The following is a 19,287-nucleotide window of genomic DNA, read 5'->3' as shown; positions in this document are numbered from 1 at the left end:
GTCACCCTGCCGGGGGTTAGCCCCCGTTTTCCGCCAGCCGGACGGCTTCGGCGCGTGACGCTCTGAGCACGTTCAGGAGTTCGTCCTGGCGGCGCTTGGCATCCTCGGTGTGGACGTCGTTGCGCCGCAGGAAGGCCAGCTCGGTGACGCTGGACTGGTACTGCCCGACCGCCCGCGCGGCCTGCCTGCCTGACTGTTTGCGCGCCTGTTTACGCCATTCACGGCGACCGGACAGGCTGGCCAGCAGCTCGACCTCCGACGGTGCGATCCAGCGCGCGGCGGCCATCTGCGGCAAGGCCGCCGCGACGATCCGCTGCTCGCGCCGCCGCTGCATCAGCACCACCGAGAACACCCCGATGAACAGCGGCACCATGATCAGGAAGTAGACGTTGAGGAAGGTCTTCGCGCCACCGAGGATGGCCGCGGCGTTCCACAGCGCGTGCAGGCAGACCGCGGCGAGATAACCCCCCAGCGGTGCCAGAATCCGGAGCTGCCGGCTGGATGTCTTGGCGGCGAAACCGATCCCGATCCCGGTCATCACGGCGAACAGCGGGTGGGTGAACGGCGAGAGCAGCCCGCGGAGGACAAACGCGGCGAGCACCCCGGAACTGGTGCCGTTGCCGAACCCGGACTCCGCGAACGCGCGGCCGAAGTAGTAGATGTTCTCGGTGAAGGCGAACCCGGCCGCGCTGAACCCGGCGTAGACGATGCCATCGACGATGCCGTCGAACTCCTCGCGGCGCCGCCACAGCACGATCAGCACGAACGCGCCTTTCGCGGCCTCCTCGACCAGCGGCGCGGACACCAGCGCGCTGAGCTTGTTGCCGTTGCCGCTGCCGAGGAGCAGGTCTCCGACGGCCTCCGCGGTGCTGTTGATCAGCAGCGCGGTGACGGTGGCGATGCAGGCGCCCCAGACGAACGCCAGCAGCAGCATCTTGGCCGGTTCCGGCTCCCAGCGGTCGATCCAGAGGAATGCGGCGACCACCAGCCCGACCGGGACCAGCGCCGCGACCACCCCGATGACCACGGCGAGCACGCCGACCTTCGCGGTGGCCAGACCGAACAGGAGCAGCCCGCAGAGCGCGACCACGATCAACGCGACCACCGGCAGCAGCACGGTGATCCGGCGTGGCAGGGGGCCGCTGTTGGGGCCCGTCGCTGTGGTGGTGGATCCCCTCACGAGCGGTCACCCTACGCAGGCAGTCCGACAAACCCGTCGAGCGCCCGCTTTAAGAGCTCGTTAATCCTCGGCCCGACGCCGGCGCCGAGGCGTCGATTCGCCTGCGCCGTGGGCGGCGAGAAGCTCGGTGACCGAACGCCCTGCCGCGTGCGAACCGGCTTCGGGCTCCGGCTCGGCGGCGCGAGCGCCGTGGGCGGACCGATAGCCGTTCGTGCCGTTGCGCGGAGCCGACTCGCCGACGTCCGGCAGGGAGTGGCTACCGCTCGGGGTGTGGGCCGACGAACCGTTCGTCGAATGGGTCGAACCGTTCGTCGCACCGTTGCCGGAGTGCCTTGAGCCGTTTTCGTAGGACGACTCCGGCTGCCAGGACGGCGGCTCGCCGTCGGGGCGACGGCGACGGCCACCACTGACCGGGGCGGCCGACTCGACGACCGGAGCGTCATCGTCCTCGGCGCGGCGACGGCGTCCACCGGGCCGCGACTGCCCCGAACCGGACGCCGAATTCAGCGTCGAATTCAGGGGCGTGTCGTTCGCCACAACCGGTTCCGGCGCGACGACATCGGGGGCCGAACGCGACACATCGGGCAGACCCAGCGCGTCACCACCACGGTGTGCGCCGTGGCGCGAGTTCAAGGTTTCGGCGACCGGCGCGGGCACCGGCTGGATGTCCCGGCGGCTGCCGAACGCGGCGCTGAGATCGCTCGCCGGACGCTCCCGGTGTCCGTTCCCGTTCGCACTGCCGTGGCCATAACTCTGGCCATTCCCGTTGCTGCTGCCATTGCCGTTGCTGCTGCCATTGCTGTGCCCGTTGCTCTGGCCATTGCTCCAGGCGGGCTGCCACTCGGGCTCGGCCGCGCGCAGCGGCTCCTGCTCGACCGGCTTCGAAGGCGTGGGTACGTAGCTGGCCGCGCGTCCGACCTGGTCGAGCGCGGGCCTGGTGAACTCCGGTTCCGAGCGCGGCCGGTCGGGCTGGCGCTCGACCTGGTCGGTCTTGCGGGTCGACGACACGGGTGCGGCCTTCGCGGCAGCGGGCTGCGGCGGCTTGACCGGAGACGGCATGGCGGGGGCGGCCGGCTGGCGGCGTTCCGGCGTGGGCCGGTCGGCGGGCTTCGCGGTCGTTGTCGGCGGATGCTGAACACGCTGTTCAACGGGCGCCTGCTGCCGTCGGGTGGCCTCCGCGCGGCTGTTGTCGGCCGCGGGTTTGATCGGGCGGGCGACCCCGGCGACGTCTCCCTGCGGGCGGCGGCCGTTGTCGTCGGGCTTCTTGACCCGGACGGCCGGAGTGATCGGGCTGTACTGCGTGGTCTGGCTGGCCGTCTGGTTCGCCTGGACCTTGCGGCGCTTGTCGTCCGAGGTGGGCGCCAGCACGCGGTCCATCAGTTCGGTGCGCGGCTCGGGCGGATCACCGGCGCGCTTGCCCGCGGGCAGCTGCGCGGGAGCCTGCTTCGCCTTGGCGTCCGACGAGGCGACCAGGCGGTGGTCTTCGCCGACCGACCGCATCCGGGTCGCCTGCGCGGTCAGCGCCACCCGCTCCAGCAGCACTTCGCCGCCGAACAGCGACTGGAGGCTGTCCCGCAACGCGACGACCTCGGCGCGCAAGGCGTCGAGCTCGTCGCGGGAGTCCTCGTCGGCCCGCTGCCTTGCATCACTCTCGATCTCGAGCTCGTACTCGCGCCGGGCGGCGATCTCGCGCTCTAGTTCCAGCTCGTAAACGGCCTGTGCCTCGGCGACGACGTCTTCGCCGTGCACCGCGTCCTTCCGGTACTTCGCTGCGAGGAAGCCGCCGATGACGGCCGCCCAGAGCGCGGCGATGATGCCGAGACGCAGCCAGCGGAGGTCGTTACTGAGCACCAGAGCGAGGGTTGCGCCGATGGCGAGTGTGAAGCCGACAACGAGCCACGGCCTGCCTGCTAGGCGGCCGCGCGAGTCGTCACCCACGCCAGTCATGCCCAACACCGTACCTTCTAGTAATCCGAACGAGACCTAGTCGGTACCTCGAGCGGTGACTTTCCGTCGTTAACCGGTCGATCGCGGGGGCTCGTCGCGTTCTCCGGTGTCCGGATTGCGGCAGCAGTGCTCGAGCCACAGCGCCGCCGCGACCAACACCGCCGCGGACACCGCGCCGACGATGGCGCTGCGGCTGTCGGCGGCGGCCGCGATGAGGAGGTCGCGCTTCGGCAGGAGGTACACCAGCGCCCCGCCCCAGGCGCCGAGCATCAGCGAGCCGAAGACCGAAGAGGCCTTCGCGAGCGCCACGCTCCTCGCCACCGGCAGGGCTGCCACCACCCGTCCGTCACGGATCTTGCCCCGTACCGAAACGGCGATGATGACCTCGACCACCGCGAGAACGAACAGCGTCGCGCCGGCGAGCAGCGGAAGTCCGGGCAGCGAGTCGTAGAAGGCCTGCAGGCCGAGTAGACCGATGCCGAAGCCGATCAGCCCGGCGATGACCAGGTCGCGGGGCCGGGTGAAATGCATGGACTCCAGGTTACCGATCACCGCCTGCGATAGTTGACTCTCCAGTGACTGGAGGGTTCATCATGAAATCCGTGGCTGTCGAGGTGGTTTTCACCATCGGGGAACTCGCGAAGCGGACCGGGCTGCCGGTCAGGACGATCCGGTTCTACTCCGATGGGGGACTCCTCCCACCCACCGAACGGACGCACGCCGGTTACCGGCTGTACGACACCCGGGCGATGGCCCGGCTCGAGCTCGTCAAGACGTTGCGCGAGCTCGGGCTGAGCCTCCCGGACGTGAAACGCGCGCTGTCGCGTGAAGCGAGCGTGTCGGACTTGGCCCGGCAGCACGTCGACGCGCTCGACGAGCAGATCCGGCGGCTCAAGCTCCGCCGGTCGGTGTTGCGTGCGGTCGCCAAACGGGGATCCGAACTGGAGGAAGTGAGACTGATGAACAAGCTGGCATCGATGTCAGACGAGGAACGCAAACGTTTGCTCGACGAGTTCTGGGACGAGATGATCGCGGGGCTGGACCTCAACTCGGAGTTCCTGGCCCGGATGCGCTCGGCCAAGCCCGAGCTGCCGGACGACCCGAGCCCCGAACAGCTCGAGGCGTGGATCGAGTTCGGTGAGCTGATCGGCGACCCGGAGTTCCGGGCGCTGATCAGGCAACTGAGCGAGACCAACGCCGAGAGCGAAGAAGAAGGACGCTCGATGGCGCCGAGCGACTGGGGAAGCTGGTTCGCGCGGGCTTCGGAAGCCGTCGACGCCGGGCTGTCACCGGACTCGCCGGAGGGCAGGTCGCTCGCCGACGACATGTCAGCGGCGTCGGCCCCTGAAGGCACCGACTCGCACGATCCCGCGTTCCGGCTCGACCTCGTCAAGAAGTTCAGCCGCGGCGCCGACCCACGCGCTGAGCGTTATTGGCACCTGCTCGGCGCGATCAACGGCTGGCCGCCATTCCCCAGCCAGGTCGTCCCCGCCCAGTGGATCGCCGACGCCGTCCGCGCTTCTGCCGGTTAGAAATTCGCGATCCGCCGCCGAGTTGCGGGTCAGAGGGCGAGGTCGGGGCGGAGGGTGACGCCTTCGCGGTCGGTGGCGGGGAGGGCCTCGAGGAGGGCTCGGACCGGGCCGCGGTCGAGGAGGACGGCGTCGGGCTCGATGTCGAGCCAAGGAACAAGGACGGTCGCGCGGTCCGCGGTCCCGGGATGCGGCAACAGCAACTCGGGATCCGCGGACCGTACGGCGTCCACCGTCACCACGTCGACGTCGAGGGTGCGCGGACCCCAGCGCAGCTCACGCACCCGACCGGCAGCCTGTTCCAAGGCCTGACCCGCGCGCAGCCAGGCCCAGTGATCCCGATCGGGATCGTCGACAACACAGACGGCGTTGAGGTAGTCGGGCTGGTCCTCCACGCCCCACGCCTTCGTCTCGTACACCCCCGACACCGCGACCAGCCGGTCACGGAGTCCGTCGACGGCGAGCCGGAGAAAACCGTGCCGGTCCCCCAGATTCGAGCCCAGTGAAAGGACAGCGCGGCTCATCGCTGACGTTCGCGGTGCACGGTCACCGCGACGTCGTCGAAGGTCAGCGTGATCGGCGCGGACGGCTTGTGGACAGTCACCTCGACGGCGTCGAGCCGCCCGTCCGCAAGCACCTCTTCGGCGATCTTCCCAGCCACACTCTCGATGAGGTCATACGGTTCGCCGGCCACGATCCCGGCCGCGAGCTCGGCCAGCTCGCCGTAGTTCAGTGTCTGCTTCAAGTCGTCCGACGCGGCCGCCGGCGCCAGGTCGAGCCACGCGGTGATGTCGATGACGAACTCCTGCCCGTCCCGCTTCTCGTGCTCGAGAACCCCGTGCCTGCCGAAAACCCGCAGCCCGGTCAGCGTAATCCGATCGCTCACTCCGCACCTCCCCGTTCCCAGGCGGTGGCCACGGCCACCGCGTCCAGCGACGCGCCGACTTCGTGCACGCGCACGCCCCACACCCCGGCCGACGCGGCCAGCGCGGACACGGTCGCGGTGGCTATGTCCCGGCCGTCCGACGGCCTCGGCTCGCCATCCGCGTCAGCCAGCAGCCGGCCGAGGAACCGCTTGCGCGAGGCCCCGACCAACACCGGAAAACCTAGCCGCAGCAACATATCGAGCCGTTGCAGCAGCGTCCAGTCGTGCGAGGCGTTCTTGGCGAACCCGAGCCCGGGGTCAAGCACGATCGCACTCTCGGCGACCCCGGCGGCAAGCGCCGCGTCCACTCTGGACAGCAACTCGGACCGGACTTCGGCGACGACGTCCGTGTACGAAGCGAGCGCGTTCATGTCCTTGCTGTGTCCTCGCCAGTGCATCAGCACCCAGGGCACCCCGGCCTCGGCCGCGATCTTCCCCATATCCGGATCGGCCCGCCCGCCGGAGACGTCGTTGATGATCCGCGCCCCGGCCTCGATCGCGGCGGCGGCGACAGCGGCTCTCGTGGTGTCGACAGACAGCCGGACGCCTTCGGCCGCCAGTTCGCGAATCACTGGCAACACCCGGGAAATCTCGGTTTCGACGTCCACTCTGGACGCGCCGGGCCGGGTCGACTCACCGCCGACGTCGATGATGTCCGCACCTCGCGCCCACATCGCCCTGGCATGCCCGAGCGCGGCGTCGACCTCGTGGTGCCTGCCGCCGTCCGAGAAGGAATCCGGGGTCACGTTGAGAACGCCCATCACCACGCACCGGCCGGGCGAGGGCAGCCCCGCGGCCGTCGCTGCGGTCACCGGCGGCCCTTGATGAGCTCGAGAGCTTCCGCCCGTGAGGTCGCCGACGCCTGCAGAATCCCCCGGACCGCGGACGTGGTGGTGCGGGCGCCGGGTTTGCGGATCCCGCGCATCGACATGCACAGATGCTCGGCCTCGATCACCACGATGGCACCGCGCGGCTGCAGTTTGCGCACCAACGCGTCGGCGACCTGCGAGGTCAACCGCTCCTGGACCTGTGGACGTCGGGCATAGAGGTCGACGAGCCTGGCCAGTTTGGACAGTCCGGTGACGCGCCCTTGGGGATTCGGGATGTACCCGACGTGCGCCACCCCGTGGAACGGGACCAGGTGGTGCTCGCAAGTCGAGTAGAGCGGGATGTCGGTCATCAGCACGAGTTCCTCGTGCGACTCGTCGAAGGTCTTGTCGAGCACCGAATCAGGCTCGGCGTACAGCCCCGCGAACATCTCCTGGTAAGCGCGAGCGACCCGGGCCGGGGTCTCGATGAGACCGTTCCGATCCGGGTCCTCACCACAGGCGATCAACAGCTCGCGAACGGCCCGCTCGGCCCGCTCGACGTCGAAGGCCGGCCGGTCACCCGGACTGGCCGGCTCTTCGCCGTTACTTCTTGTCTTCTTGTCCATCCGAGTCACGCCGGTGCTGCCCCTCGGTCGGTCCCTGGTCCTGCTGACCACCGGCCTGACCGTCGAACCACCCCTGCTCGTTCGGAGCCGGGTTGCCCGGAGGGCGCCAAGGCTGGCCGGGCGTCGTCGGCGAGGTCGCCGGCGTCCATCCCGGAGGTGCCCCGTAGTTCGGCGGGCCACTGGTGCCGCCGGCGGACGGACCACCCTGGTAGCCGCCGGACTGGCCCGTCGACTGCTGCCCACCGTAAGCCTGCGGCCAGTGCCCGGCACCATTCGGGCCACCGTTGGACCGTCCGCCGTTCGGGTAACCACCCGCGGGCGGCGGCGCGTACGGGTTCGCGTTCGGGTCGGGCGCGCTGTAGGGCGGGCCGCCCGGCAGGTCGCTGCCACCGGGGACGGTGCCGACCGGTGTCGGAACCGGCTGCAGCAGCGGCTTGGGCTCCGGCGGAGGCCACGGCTCGCCGCGTTCGATCGCCAGCTCGCCGGGGGTCTTGATCGGCGGCTTGTCCGAAGGCGTCCGCTCACCGAACTCGTTGAACACGGTGATGTGCGGGCGCTTCTCGACCGAGGTGAAGATGCGCTCGAGGTCCTTGCGGTTCAGGGTCTCCTTCTGGAGGAGCTCGATGACCAGCTCGTCGAGGATGTCGCGGTAGGTGCTGAGCACGTGCCACGCCTCGGTGTGCGCGGTCTCGATGAGCTTGCGCACCTCCTCGTCGATCTCGTGCGCGACCTCGTGCGAGTAGTCGGCCTGACGGCCCGCGGAGCGACCAAGGAACGGGTCGCCCTGTTCCTGGCCGTACTTGACCGCGCCGAGCTTGGCGCTCATGCCGTACTCGGTGACCATCGCGCGGGCGATCTTCGTAGCCTGCTCGATATCGCTGGAGGCACCGGTGGTGGGCTCGTGGAAGACGAGCTCCTCGGCCGTGCGCCCGCCCATGGCGAACACCAGCCTGCCGAGCATCTCCGAGCGGGTCATCAGGCCCTTGTCGTCCTCGGGGACGAGCAGGGCGTGCCCACCGGTGCGGCCGCGCGGCAGGATCGTGAGCTTGTAGACCGGCTCGATATCCGGCATCGCCCACGCGGCGAGCGCGTGCCCGCCCTCGTGGTACGCCGTGATCTTCTTCTCCTTCTCGGAGATGATCTTGCCCTTCCTGGCGGGTCCACCGACCACTCGGTCGACGGCTTCCTCCAGTGCGGCATCGGTGATCACGTGCCCGTTGTGCCGGGCGGTGAGCAGGGCGCCCTCGTTGATCACGTTCGCCAGGTCCGCGCCGGACATGCCGACGGTGCGCTTGGCGAGTGAATCGAGGTCGATGTTCTGCGCGAGCGGCTTGCCCTTGGAGTGCACGGCCAGGATCGCGCGGCGGCCGCGCATGTCCGGGGCCGACACCGGGATCTGGCGGTCGAAACGGCCCGGCCGCAGCAGCGCCGGGTCGAGGATGTCCGGCCGGTTCGTGGCCGCGATGAGGATGACCCCGCCGCGGGCGTCGAAGCCGTCCATCTCGACGAGCAGCTGGTTCAGCGTCTGCTCGCGCTCGTCGTGCCCGCCGCCGAGGCCGGCGCCGCGCTGGCGGCCGACCGCGTCGATCTCGTCGACGAAGATGATGCAGGGCGAGTTCTGCTTGGCCTGCTCGAACAGGTCACGCACCCGGGAGGCGCCGACACCGACGAACATCTCGACGAAGTCCGAACCGGAGATCGTGTAGAACGGGACGCCCGCTTCACCGGCAACTGCTCGCGCGAGCAGCGTCTTACCCGTTCCGGGCGGGCCGTAGAGCAGCACGCCCTTCGGGATCTTCGCGCCCAATGCCTGGTAACGCGCCGGGTTCTGCAGGAAGTCCTTGATCTCGAACAGCTCTTCGACGGCCTCGTCCGCACCGGCGACATCGCCGAACGTGGTCTTGGGCATGTCCTTGTTCAGCTGCTTGGCCTTGGACTTGCCGAAGTTCATCACCCGGTTGCCGCCGCCCTGGGCGTTGTTCATCATCCACATCAGCAGGAGCAGCAGGATGCCGAGCGGGACGATGAACACCAGCATCTGGGTGAACCAGCTCTGCTGGCTGACCGTGGTGCCGAACTTGATGGGCTGGTTGCCGGCGCTCTTGTTGGTCGCCTTGATCAGCACGTCGTAGATCTGCGGCGTGGCGCCGGCGGGGTACTGCGTGATGATCTGGTCGACCTGCTGGCCGTCGACGTCGATCTTGGTGTTCAGCGACAGCTTGAGGAGCTGCTCCTTGTCCTCAAGGTTCGCCTCTTTGACGTTGCCCGAGGTGAGCTGCTGCACAGCCTGTGAAGTGGGTGTCTGCGTATAACCACGATTGCTGTCAAACAGTGAGCTGAACGCCAGGTACAGCAAAACGGCGACAGCGATCCACAGCAGTGGGTTCTTGAGAAGGCGCTTCCGGTCCATACGACTCGGCCCTGGTGGCCTCGACCCTCCCTGTTTGGGCGGTAGATGTGATATCCGCCGTCACGATCTTGACAACTCGCGGTGCACTCGACACCCGTCCCACCAGGGTACCGCCCAGTCCGAGCGGCCACCCCGTGAGTCTCTCGCTGGTCAACGGTCGATACGTCCCGTGGGTTCCCAGCAGCCGTTTCGCCGTCGTGACACTTGGTGCCACCTCGGACGAGCTCAACCGGCCGACTACGGCGCGTCGAGCATTTCACCTGGTGAGAGCCTTGTTATCAAGGAAGCTACGGTTACCGGCCGGCAGAGACGGTGGCGACCATCTCACCGAGCCGGGTGCGCAGGGTCTTCGCATCAGCGGGTGAAATCGTCACCCATTCCCGGCCATCGGTACCGGCGCGGGAAAGACTGAGATAGCGGCCGGTCGCGGTGTCGAACCAGGCCAGCACGCGGGACCGCTGCTTGCCGCCGAGCCCGTTCCGGCTGTTCGCGGCGAGCTGACCGCCCCGCAGCCGAGGCTGGCCGGAGAGCTTGCCGTACGCCTCGCGGGGGTCGGCGGTGATCCGCTCGCTCAGCGAAGGGCGCGGGGTGCGCTCGGTGCGTTCACGACGCTTCGGCTTGCTGTCGGCCGGCGCCTCCTCCCGCTGGGCACCCGCCGACACCGGGACCCGGATCGGGGCGGTATGCAGGGCCTCGTCGAGCGGAAGGGTGATGGACGCCTCCGTGCCGCGGCGACCGGCGGGAAGGACGTCGACGACAGCGGAGACCAGCCCGTCGACCGGAGCCGACCGGAGCCAGATGCCGTTGACGTCCTGGATCGCGATAACCCCGGCGCGGCCGTCGGTGCCGGCGAGCACCGCGATCGGCGGCTGCCGGAACTCGGGGATGTGCTGGGCGTCGATCGACACCGTCGCGCGCGCGAGCAGCGTCATCCACTCCTCGATCTGCGGCTCGAGGCGGCCGTGGTGGTCGCGGAGTCCCCGCGCCTTGAGCTCGGCCTGGACCCGGTGCCGCAGCGACACCCGCTCGTCCTCCGTCGCGCCGTGCGACCGGACTTGCAGTGGGTACGGCAGCTCGCCGATTTCCATCGACTCCCACAGGAAGTCGAACGCGACCGGCGTGAAGAACTCCTGCGTGCCCACCCGTAACCCTCCAGATCGGTTCTCTCGCTCAGCGTAACGCCTGACGGGCCATGTCCGCCGCAGTGGTCGCCGTCAAAAGACCCCTCGGGGCCACGACATGGCGACCCTCGCAGTGCCGTTCAAGGCCACTGCGTGGAACTTTAGGGGGTCGGGGTGGTCGGTTCTGTCCAGAGCCGCAAGGACCGGGGCGAGTGGGTGCTGGTGACTGTTGGGGCTCCTGAAGGCAGTCTCGGTAGGGCAGGGATGTTGTGAAGGCCTAGTTGAGTGCGCCTTACGCAGTGAAGGTGGCCTTCACGTCACGTCACAGCGTCACACCAGCGCGGCGGCGTCAGCGGACGCCGGCGCCGGTGTTGGCGGCAGTGGCGAGCATCTCGCCAAGGCGGTGGCGCAGCGTCGCCGGGTCGGCGGGGGCGATGGTGATCCAGTCGCGCCCGTCGTGGCCGCGGGAGGCCTGGGTGAAGTAGCGCCCGGTTTCGGTGTCGAACCAGCTCAGCACCGGCGACCGGGACTTCCCGCCCATCCGGTTGCGCGCGTTGGCCCCGATCTGGCCACCGCGCAGGCGCGGCTGGGCGTGCAACCTGGCCAGCGCCTTGCGGTCTTCGTCGGTGCTGGCCCGGCCTTGGCTGTCCGCCGGGCCGCGGCGCTGCATGAAGTCCACGCCCGAGCCGGAGAGCAGTTGCTCCAGCGGCACGGTCACGGACTTCTCGGTGCCCCGCGGCGCGCCGGGGAGCAGCGAGATGATGGCGCTGGCAACCCCGTCCGTGGCGATGGGCTGCAGGTGCAGTCCGCGTTCGTCCTGCACCGCCAGCAGGCCCTGGCCGCCCAGAACCCCGGCCACCGCGAGCAACGGCTCGGCGCCCGGGTCGTTGATCTGCACCGAGTCGAGGCTGAACTCGGGCAGGGCCAGCACTTCGAAGAATTCCTCGAGGTGGGGCTCGAGACGCCCGGAGGAGTCCGCGAGCCGTCGCTGGCCCAACGTGCCGAGCGTCTGCTGCCGCAGGACCGAGCGCTCCTCCATGGTCGCGCCATGGGATTTCGCCCGCAGTGGGTACGGCAGCTCACCCCGCCCGGCGGACTCCCACAGGAAGTCCAGCTCGAGCGGCGTGAGCAGCTCACCGGCTGCCATCAGTGTTACCCCCGGCCCGGTCGTGACCGCGCGGCCGGTCCGGGCCGCGCGGGGTGTGCAAGAAGGACTAGCGGTCGTCGTCGTCGGTCCAGGCGCCGATCACCGGCGGAGGCGTCGCCTCGTTGGCACCGAAGGTGTCGTCCGGGTCCGGCTCGATGAGGAAGGACGCGTGCGTGTGCGTCTCGTCCTCTTCCAGCTGGTGCCCGCCGCCGCCCATACCGCCCATGCCGCCCATCGGCGGCGTGGAACCGCCCCCGATGGTGCCGCTCGCCGACACGACGCCCTGCTGCTGCGGGCCGCCGACCGAGGCCGCGCTCTGCGCCTGGTTGTTGTTCGACGCCGCGGTCGTGGTGTCGTCCTCGTCCTTGCTGCCGCTCTTGTTGCCCTGGCCGAGCGCACGGCTTCCGGCGATGCCGAGGCCACCGCCCACGACACCGAGGCCGAGCGCGGAACCGATGTTGCCACCGGCCCCGCCGGCCCCGCCGGCGCCACCGGAAACCGGTGCGGGCGGAGCGAACGAGCCGCCACCAGCACCGCCACCGGCACCCAGGCCGGGAGCCGCTGCGGGGGCGGGAGGGGCGACGTAGGACGACGCGCCGAAGTGGCCGCTGTCCGGTGCGTAGGAACCGGCAGCCGCTGTGCCGTGCACGCCGGCGGGGCCGTTCATCGAGTTCACCGAGCCGACCGAGCCGACGGCGCCAGGACCACCCGAGGCGATCCCGCCCGCACCGACTCCGCCGACATTGCTGTAGCTAGAGACGGAGTTGTGGCCGGCGGTCGGCTTCATGCCGAGCGATTCCGGGCCGAAACTCGGGGTCGTGCTGTCGACCTCGGCCATCGACTTCGTGTACGCGTTGAAGAACGCGACCTGCTGGGCCTTGACGTCGGCGGCGGCGTCGGACTGCGCCTTCTGGTCGGCGACCATGGCGGCGGGACCGCCGGCGAGCGACGCGGCCATCGCGCTGGCCGGGTCGTAGTTCTTGGGGGCCGGCATCTTCTTGACCTCGGCGGCCGCGGCGGCCTGCTGCGCCAGCCGGGTGGCCATGGTGTGCGCGGCTTCCGACGCCTGCGAGCCGGAGTTCGCGATGCCGACCAGCGCGCCCTGCGCGGCGGCCGCACCCTCGCCGACCCACACCGCGCCGAGCTCGGAAATGGCGTTGTACAGGTCGTTGGAGGCCTGGCTGAGCTCAGTGCCGTGCTTCCCCCAGGCCTGGCCGGTGGCCTCGGCCGTGGCGGGGTCGTTGTTGTTGACCGCGCCCTGGTAAAGCTGGTTGCTGTCCTGGTAGTTCCAGTTCGGCGGGTTCGAGATCGCGCGGTCGCCGCCGACCTCGAAACCGTCGGACCGGCCGCGGGCCTGGTTGACGATGTCCACACTGGCGGTGTTGTCGCCGAGCGAAGGCGAGCCGCTTTTGCCGCTGCTGTTCGATGTCATGATGTCGAGTTCCCCCTCGTAACTCAGGCGTGGTTGAACGGGTCGGCGCCGGCTTCGTCGACTTCCTTGTACGCCGCCATCGCCGACACGATGCCCTGCTCAGCCTGTGCGTACTGGTTGTAGAGGTTCTGGAGCGCGGCCGCGTATGAGTCGCCGCCGCCGTCCGCCCGCTGGGAGAACTTCGCCGCCATCGCCTGGCCGACGGGGTTCGCGCCGAGCTTGGGTGCCTCCGCGAGCGCGCCGGCTCCCCGGAGCAGTGCCTCAACCGAGTCCTTGCCGGTGCGGATCTTGTTCAAGACCGTCTGCGCGGCATCGGGATCGACGGCCACCTGGCCGGCTACGGCCGCGTTCTTGAACGCGTTGGCGTCCGCCACACTGCTGTTGCCCATCTCAACTCTCTCCCTGTCCCCCGACCACCGCGTCGGCTACGCGGCGATCACGTCTGTGGAGCCTTATCGGCCTACGCGTGGCGTGCGTTTCAACCCAGGCTCTTCGCATAGGTTAACGCACTCGACGCCGACCTATGACGCGTTCGGTCAGGTCAGGGTTCCCGAATCCCCGGCTCGTTCGCAAGCCGTGTCCGCCGAAATTCACCCTAACCTGTGGGAGGAGGCGTTACGGGGTGTAGATCTTCGGCTCGAGGGTGCCGATATAGGGCAGATCCCGGTACCGCTCCGCGTAGTCGAGGCCGTAACCGACGACGAACTCGTTCGGGATGTCGAAGCCGATGTACTTGACCGGGACGTCGACCTTGATCGCTTCGGGCTTGCGCAGCAGCGACACGACCTCGAGTGAGGCGGGGTTGCGGCTGGCGAGGTTCTTCAGCAACCAGGACAGGGTCAGCCCGGAGTCGACGATGTCCTCGACGATCAGGACGTCACGGCCGGCGATGTCGCGGTCGAGGTCCTTGAGGATGCGCACGACGCCCGAGGACGAGGTGGCCGAGCCGTAGGACGAGACGGCCATGAACTCGAGCTGGGTCGGCAACGGCAGCGCGCGGGCGAAGTCGGTCATGAACATGACCGCGCCCTTGAGCACCCCGACCAGCAGGAGGTCCTTGGAGTTCGCGTCCGTGGCGGGCGCGTAGTCGGCGGCCACCTGGGTGGCCAGATCGGCGATTTTGTCTTGGATCTGCTGCTCGGTGACGAGCACGGAGGCGATCTCGCCTTCGTACACGGTTCAGTCCCCTCTGGTGGTGGATTCGGGTGAACTGTCGGGTGAACTGAGGGAGAGCCTGCCATGGCACCGCTTGGCCTCCAAGTGGCCGGGCAGCCAGACGCCGCCCTGCCCGTGCCAGTCGGCGATCAGCGCGTCGATCCCGCGCAGGTGCCCATCGGTGAGTTCGCGGACTCCCGCGTCCAGCAGCCACCTGCGCAACGTCCTCCGCCGGAGCGCCGCGGGGACGGTGGCCAACACCGCCGTGTCGAGGCCGTCCTCCGCCCGTGCTCGGGTCAGCAGGTCGGCGGCAAGTGTGTCCAACGCCTCGTTGTCCTCGCGCAGATGTGCCGCCGTACGCGCCAATGCGGCCGCGACACCGCCCGCGAGGACGTCCTCGAGCAACGGCAGCACTTCCGTGCGAAGACGCACTCTCGTAAAGCGCGGGTCGGCGTTGTGGGGGTCCTGCCATGGCTCGACACCGAGCGCGAAACACGCTTCGCGAGTGATCGTCCGCGGCACCCCGAGGAGCGGCCGTCCCCACGGAGGATCCAGCGACCGCATGCCCGACACCGAGCGCGGACCCGAGCCGCGGCCGAGGCCGAGCAGCACGGTTTCCGCCTGGTCGTCGAGGGTGTGGCCCAGCAGCACCAGCGTCGGCTGCGCTCCCCGCAACGCGGCATAGCGGGCACGGCGAGCAGCGGCCTCGGGCCCGCCTACGCCCGCGACTTCGACGGTGAGCACTTCAGCGCTGTCGACGCCGAGACGCAGCGAAGTGTCCGCAGCAGTACGAGCGACGTCCGCAGAGCCGTCCTGGAGCGCATGGTCGACGACGAGTGCCCGGACGCGCAGCCCGAGATGGTGACCGACGTACGCCGTCGCCTCGGCGAGAGCGAGCGAGTCCGCCCCGCCGGAAACCGCCACGCAGACCTCGCCGCCGAGTCGCTCCTGGACACCGGGTTCCTCAACGAACCGCTTGACGGCCAGGCGTACGGCCGCGACGGCCGGGGCCGGACGAGTGCTCACTTGTGGATCCGGCGCACCCAGCTCGCGGGGTCGGCGATCTCGGCCTTGGTCGGCAACGTGTTCGGAGAGGTCCACACGGCGTTGAAGCCTTCCATGCCGACAGCGTCGACGACGTGCCTGGTGAACGCCGCGCCTTCGGCGTACTGCCGCATCTTCGCGTCGACGCCGAGGAGGCTGCGCAGGAGCCTGTCGAACAGCCCGCCGCCCTTCCGCCGCTCGGTGAAGCGCTGCCTGATCATCTCGACACTCGGCACGACCGAAGGCCCGACGGCGTCCATCACGTAGTCCGCGTGCCCTTCCAGAAGCGTGGACAGCGCGAGCAGCCGATCGAAGATCTGCCGCTGTTTCGGCGACTGGACCAGGTCGGCGAGCCCGGCCGAGCTGCCTGCCTTGCCCCGCCCGACCTGCTTGAGCGTCTCGGGAAGGCGACCGAGCAAATCGGACAAGCCGTCTGCGTCCTCCCCGGCGAACCCGCCGACCAGCCGCTCGACCTCGTCCGAGAAGTAGTCCCGCAGCCAGCCGACCGCGGTGAACTGCAGCCGGTGGGTGCATTCGTGCAGGCAGACCCACATCCGGAACTCGGTCCCCGGCACCTTCATCGCCTGCTCGGCGGCGACGATGTTCGGCGCGACCAGCAGCAGGCTGCCCTTGCGCTCGGGACCGGCGAACGGGTCGTACTGGCCGAGGACCCGCGAAGCGAGGAACGACAGCAGCACCCCGGTCTGCATCCCGGCGCCACCGGCCAGCAGCGGCCCGAGCGGGCCCATCTGCGTCCGCGGCAGCGCCTTGCTCGTCAGCGCGTCCAGCCCGGACGCCGCCGAGCGCACCCACCCCGGCCTGTCGACGACCTCGCCGGGCAGCAATGGCAGGCCGAGGCCGAGGCCGGTCAGCTCGCGGACATGGCCTTCGGCTTCGACGGTCAGCTCACGGAGCTCCGCGACAGCCCTCTCGGCCTCCTCGCGGGGCACGACCGGCCCGCCGCGCACCAGGTAGGCGCCCGTCGACGCGGCGACCGACCAGTCGACCAGCGGCCTCGGCGTTACCTGCGTTTCCTGAGTCACCCCTCCGACGCTACCTGCATTCCCCGTAGAGGACCGCTATCTGCAGCCGCAACCTCGCAGGGTTGCGGCAATGGTGTCCAAGGCGTCGCGGCTGGGCCCCGGATCCGGGTTCGACGACTCGGACATCAGCGCGAACACCAGCACCCGGCCGTCGGTGTCGAGGACCACCCCGGCGAGGGTGTTGACGTTGGACAGCGAGCCCGTCTTGGCGCGCACCCAGCCGGCGCCGGCACTGTTCTGCGACTTGGTGTAGCGCGGCGGGGAGAGCGTGCCGCTGACCGCGGCGATCGGCAGCCCGGCGATGATCGGCCGGAGCTTCGCCGTCCGGGGGTCCTTCCCGTCCGGGCCCGCGATGACGGCCAGCACCGAGCTGAGCACCTTCGCCGGGATCTTGTTCGACCTGGACAGCCCGCTGTTGTCCTGCAGCGTCACCCCAGTGAGGTCGAAACCGTTCTCCTTCAGCACGTCCATGGTGGCCTTGACCGCACCGGCGTACGAGGGCTCGTCGCCCTTCGCGATGGCGACCTGCCGCCCTATGGTGTCGGCGAGGTTGTTGTCCGAGTTGGTCAGGAGCGTGTCGACGAGCTCGGTCAGCGGCGCGGACTTGACCTCGCCGAGGACCGTGGCCCCGGTGGGAGCCTTCGCCATCCCGGACGACTGCGCGCCGAGCCCCTGCGCCATCGCCTTCACCGCCGCGGTGGCGGGATTCGCGACGCGCGAGACATCGTTGCCGGTCGGGTCGTTGCGGCCGCCGTCGAGCATGATCGGCACCAGGTTCGTCGCCGAAACCGACGGCGCGTCGTTGGAGTCCCAGCCCGGCGCGGTCGTCGGGCCGACGTATGCGCTCAGGTCGAGCTGCACCTTCTTGACGCTGGGATTCGCCTTCTTGACCTGCGCGATGAGGTCGTCGAAATGCGCGGAGCCGGGGTAGATCGACTCCTTCCCGGCCGGGAGCGAGTTCAGCGTCATGTCACCGCCGGCGACGAGGATCACCGTGCCGGGCTGACTGCCCTGGACGACCTTCGTCGTGAGCTGGAGGCCGTGGTCCAGTGAGAGCAGCGCCGCGGACACGGTGAGCAGTTTCGTGGTGGACGCGGGAGTCAACGCCGTGCCGGCGTTGCGGTCCCAGAGCTCGGTGCCGGTCGTCGCGTCGAGGACACTGCCGGTCAGTTTACCCAGGTCGGAGCTTCCGGCGGGGCCTTTCAAGATCGACGCTACCGACCCGGCGAGCGGCTCGGGCGACGAGTCCCGCGGGCCGTGCAGTTGCGTGGTGACCGCGACGAGCGCCGGTTCGTCGCCCTTCGGCGCGTTGGGCGCCCACGGCAGGCCCAGGCGATTGGACACCTGCGGCAGCGCGGCAGCGACGCCGAGCGCGATGACCAGCAGCAACGCCACCAGACTGCCGATCAGCAGCCCCTTGCGCCGACGCTTGGTCTTGACCGGAGGAGGAGGCGGCGCCGGCTCCTCGTGGTGCGTCTCGGCTACCGGCTCGGGGTCGTAGTCGGCGAAGTCGGGGTCGTACTCGGGCTCGGGCTCGGGCTCGGGCTCGACAGGCCGGTCGGGCGGCGGGACGGGCCGGGTGCGCGGGACGCCCCGATCGGCGCCGGTGGTCGCCTCCGCCGGGTGTAGCTCCCCGGTCGGTTCGATCCGCATCGGCAGGGCGTGCGGCGACTGCGGGATCTGCGGGAGTCTGCGCTGGTCGGGATACTGCTGGTCGGGATACTGCTGGTCAGGACGCTGCTGCTGACGCGGTTCCGGCGGAGCCTGGAACGGCCCGCGGGGGTCGTCAAGGCGGCCTTGTTGCTGTTGCTGGCTCTGCTGCTGGTCGAACCGCTGGTCAGGGCGCTGCGACGGCCGTTGCGGCTGGGGAGGCCTTGGCGGGCCTGACCGCTGCTGCTGAGGTTGCTGCGGTGGCTGAGATTGCCGCTGGGGCTGCTGCTGCTGGGCAGGCGGCTGGGCAGGCTGGGCCGGGCGGAACCAGGAAGTCTCGGCGTCCGGTCGCGGTTGCGGCGTGACGTTTGGCACTGCGAGCCGGTCGGTGCGCCCGTTGCCGGAGCCTCCCCGGGGCGGCCCTGGGACAGGCAGTTGGGCTGTCGCGCCGCCGTCAGGGACGCTGTATCCCTGGTCGGAGGCCGGTCCGGACGTCGAGTCCTCATCGGCCGACGGCCAGCCGGGTTCTTCCTGCTCGGGCACGCACTGCTCCTTCTGTCTGCCCCGGGCAGGGGCGAAACTCACATACCGCCGAGCCGACATCAGTGCGACTCACCAGGGGTACGTAGTCCACACTAGTGAGGTCAAGAGCGGGATCACGGTGAGCCGCCCACGATGCGTGGGTACCTGATGAGAGCAGCGAGGAAATCGTGGACTTCGACGTCACGATCGAAATCCCCAAAGGGGAACGCAACAAGTACGAGGTGGACCACAAGACCGGGCGCATCAAGCTGGACCGCACCCTGTTCACCGCCACCCAGTACCCGGCCGACTACGGGTTCATCGACGACACTCTCGGCCAGGACGGCGACCCGCTGGACGTGATGGTCCTCGTCCAGGAGCCGACGTTCCCCGGCTGCCTGATCCGCTGCCGCGCGATCGGCATGTTCCGGATGACCGACGAGAAGGGCCCGGACGACAAGGTCATCGCCGTCCCGGCCTACGACCCTCGCCTCGAGCACCTGCGCGACATCCACCACATGAACGAGTTCCACCGCCTGGAGATCGAGCACTTCTTCCAGGTCTACAAGGACCTCGAGCCCGGCAAGAGCGTCGAAGGCTCCTCGTGGACCGGCCGCGTCGGCGCCGAGGAAGAGATCCAGCGCTCCTACCAGCGCGAGACCGACCGCCTGGCCAAGGAAGCCGCCGAGCACTGACCGACCCGCTGCTCCCGGCTGGTGAGTGTTGCGGCCCGTTGCAAACCGCCGC

General features: G+C 69.6%; 18 protein-coding genes. 2 read left to right on the top strand and 16 right to left on the bottom strand.

Translation table 11 applies throughout. The features are described 5' to 3' along the window. Window positions 1-16: 16 nt before the first annotated feature. The 3 genes from JWQ81_RS40660 to JWQ81_RS40650 form a co-directional block, all read right to left on the bottom strand. Window positions 17-1,117, bottom strand: coding sequence for a PrsW family intramembrane metalloprotease (locus JWQ81_RS40660; RefSeq protein WP_297550462.1), 1,101 nt, complete (start codon window positions 1,115-1,117; stop codon window positions 17-19). A gap of 123 nt (window positions 1,118-1,240) precedes the next feature. Then, complete coding sequence (locus tag JWQ81_RS40655) at window positions 1,241-3,127, bottom strand: DUF6779 domain-containing protein (protein ID WP_297550426.1); 1,887 nt, start codon at window positions 3,125-3,127, stop codon at window positions 1,241-1,243. Between the two features lie 69 nt (window positions 3,128-3,196). Beyond that, window positions 3,197-3,658, bottom strand: a complete 462-nt coding sequence (locus JWQ81_RS40650) for a DUF3180 domain-containing protein (RefSeq protein WP_297550424.1) — start codon at window positions 3,656-3,658, stop codon at window positions 3,197-3,199. 62 nt (window positions 3,659-3,720) lie between these two features. Between JWQ81_RS40650 and JWQ81_RS40645 the strand changes: the two genes are divergently transcribed. After that, window positions 3,721-4,659: a MerR family transcriptional regulator gene (locus JWQ81_RS40645; protein WP_297550422.1), complete on the top strand. Its 939-nt coding sequence runs from the start codon at window positions 3,721-3,723 to the stop codon at window positions 4,657-4,659. A 29-nt stretch (window positions 4,660-4,688) separates the two neighbouring features. On the opposite strand, the gene folK is transcribed toward JWQ81_RS40645, so the two are convergent. The 13 genes from folK to dacB all read right to left on the bottom strand — a co-directional run bounded on the left by folK (window position 4,689) and on the right by dacB (window position 18,561). Beyond that, a complete protein-coding gene (folK, locus tag JWQ81_RS40640) occupies window positions 4,689-5,180 on the bottom strand; it encodes a 2-amino-4-hydroxy-6-hydroxymethyldihydropteridine diphosphokinase (protein WP_297550420.1) in 492 nt (163 codons plus the stop codon). After that, window positions 5,177-5,542: a dihydroneopterin aldolase gene (gene folB / locus JWQ81_RS40635; RefSeq protein ID WP_297550418.1), complete on the bottom strand. Its 366-nt coding sequence runs from the start codon at window positions 5,540-5,542 to the stop codon at window positions 5,177-5,179. Before folB ends, folK begins: the two co-directional genes overlap by 4 nt. Further along, entirely contained in the window at window positions 5,539-6,342 is an 804-nt protein-coding gene (gene folP, locus JWQ81_RS40630) for a dihydropteroate synthase (protein WP_297550460.1), read from the bottom strand. The genes folB and folP overlap by 4 nt, the downstream gene beginning before the upstream one ends. A gap of 47 nt (window positions 6,343-6,389) precedes the next feature. Further along, window positions 6,390-7,016, bottom strand: coding sequence for a GTP cyclohydrolase I FolE (folE, locus tag JWQ81_RS40625; RefSeq protein WP_297550416.1), 627 nt, complete (start codon window positions 7,014-7,016; stop codon window positions 6,390-6,392). Continuing rightward, complete coding sequence (gene ftsH / locus JWQ81_RS40620; RefSeq protein ID WP_297550414.1) at window positions 6,994-9,426, bottom strand: ATP-dependent zinc metalloprotease FtsH; 2,433 nt, start codon at window positions 9,424-9,426, stop codon at window positions 6,994-6,996. Before ftsH ends, folE begins: the two co-directional genes overlap by 23 nt. A 293-nt stretch (window positions 9,427-9,719) precedes the next feature. Continuing rightward, complete coding sequence (locus JWQ81_RS40615) at window positions 9,720-10,568, bottom strand: ESX secretion-associated protein EspG (RefSeq protein ID WP_297550412.1); 849 nt, start codon at window positions 10,566-10,568, stop codon at window positions 9,720-9,722. 328 nt (window positions 10,569-10,896) lie between these two features. Beyond that, the gene (locus JWQ81_RS40610; RefSeq protein WP_297550410.1) at window positions 10,897-11,694 is read right to left on the bottom strand and encodes an ESX secretion-associated protein EspG; all 798 of its coding nucleotides are present in this window, start codon (window positions 11,692-11,694) and stop codon (window positions 10,897-10,899) included. A 67-nt stretch (window positions 11,695-11,761) separates the two neighbouring features. After that, complete coding sequence (locus JWQ81_RS40605; RefSeq protein ID WP_297550408.1) at window positions 11,762-13,126, bottom strand: hypothetical protein; 1,365 nt, start codon at window positions 13,124-13,126, stop codon at window positions 11,762-11,764. A 23-nt stretch (window positions 13,127-13,149) separates the two neighbouring features. After that, window positions 13,150-13,515 carry a hypothetical protein gene (locus JWQ81_RS40600; RefSeq protein WP_297550406.1) on the bottom strand — a complete coding sequence of 122 codons (366 nt, stop codon included), beginning with the start codon at window positions 13,513-13,515 and terminating at the stop codon, window positions 13,150-13,152. Between the two features lie 226 nt (window positions 13,516-13,741). Next, window positions 13,742-14,302, bottom strand: a complete 561-nt coding sequence (gene hpt / locus JWQ81_RS40595) for a hypoxanthine phosphoribosyltransferase (RefSeq protein ID WP_297550404.1) — start codon at window positions 14,300-14,302, stop codon at window positions 13,742-13,744. Between the two features lie 3 nt (window positions 14,303-14,305). Beyond that, window positions 14,306-15,307: a tRNA lysidine(34) synthetase TilS gene (gene tilS, locus JWQ81_RS40590; RefSeq protein WP_297550402.1), complete on the bottom strand. Its 1,002-nt coding sequence runs from the start codon at window positions 15,305-15,307 to the stop codon at window positions 14,306-14,308. Further along, a complete protein-coding gene (locus JWQ81_RS40585) occupies window positions 15,304-16,335 on the bottom strand; it encodes a zinc-dependent metalloprotease (protein ID WP_297550458.1) in 1,032 nt (343 codons plus the stop codon). Before JWQ81_RS40585 ends, tilS begins: the two co-directional genes overlap by 4 nt. Window positions 16,336-16,404: 69 nt before the next feature. After that, entirely contained in the window at window positions 16,405-18,561 is a 2,157-nt protein-coding gene (gene dacB, locus JWQ81_RS40580) for a D-alanyl-D-alanine carboxypeptidase/D-alanyl-D-alanine-endopeptidase (protein ID WP_297550400.1), read from the bottom strand. A 167-nt stretch (window positions 18,562-18,728) separates the two neighbouring features. Here dacB and JWQ81_RS40575 point away from each other — a divergent pair, with 167 nt between their 5' ends. After that, window positions 18,729-19,235, top strand: coding sequence for an inorganic diphosphatase (locus JWQ81_RS40575; RefSeq protein WP_297550398.1), 507 nt, complete (start codon window positions 18,729-18,731; stop codon window positions 19,233-19,235). Window positions 19,236-19,287 lie beyond the last annotated feature (52 nt).

Source organism: Amycolatopsis sp. (genome assembly GCF_025464955.1).
GTDB lineage: Bacteria > Actinomycetota > Actinomycetes > Mycobacteriales > Pseudonocardiaceae > Amycolatopsis.
This window is presented reverse-complemented; position numbering and strand designations above follow the sequence as displayed.

What these genes read in the sequence shown, in the direction of transcription:
- JWQ81_RS40600 (WP_297550406.1), bottom strand. Translation starts at nt 13,515, where the DNA reads ATGGGCAACAGCAGTGTGGCGGACGCCAACGCGTTCAAGAACGCGGCC.
- folP (WP_297550460.1), bottom strand. Translation starts at nt 6,342, where the DNA reads ATGGGCGTTCTCAACGTGACCCCGGATTCCTTCTCGGACGGCGGCAGG.
- JWQ81_RS40645 (WP_297550422.1), top strand. Translation starts at nt 3,721, where the DNA reads ATGAAATCCGTGGCTGTCGAGGTGGTTTTCACCATCGGGGAACTCGCG.
- ftsH (WP_297550414.1), bottom strand. Translation starts at nt 9,426, where the DNA reads ATGGACCGGAAGCGCCTTCTCAAGAACCCACTGCTGTGGATCGCTGTC.
- folE (WP_297550416.1), bottom strand. Translation starts at nt 7,016, where the DNA reads ATGGACAAGAAGACAAGAAGTAACGGCGAAGAGCCGGCCAGTCCGGGT.
- JWQ81_RS40655 (WP_297550426.1), bottom strand. Translation starts at nt 3,127, where the DNA reads ATGACTGGCGTGGGTGACGACTCGCGCGGCCGCCTAGCAGGCAGGCCG.
- JWQ81_RS40610 (WP_297550410.1), bottom strand. Translation starts at nt 11,694, where the DNA reads ATGGCAGCCGGTGAGCTGCTCACGCCGCTCGAGCTGGACTTCCTGTGG.
- JWQ81_RS40605 (WP_297550408.1), bottom strand. Translation starts at nt 13,126, where the DNA reads ATGACATCGAACAGCAGCGGCAAAAGCGGCTCGCCTTCGCTCGGCGAC.
- folK (WP_297550420.1), bottom strand. Translation starts at nt 5,180, where the DNA reads ATGAGCCGCGCTGTCCTTTCACTGGGCTCGAATCTGGGGGACCGGCAC.
- JWQ81_RS40650 (WP_297550424.1), bottom strand. Translation starts at nt 3,658, where the DNA reads ATGCATTTCACCCGGCCCCGCGACCTGGTCATCGCCGGGCTGATCGGC.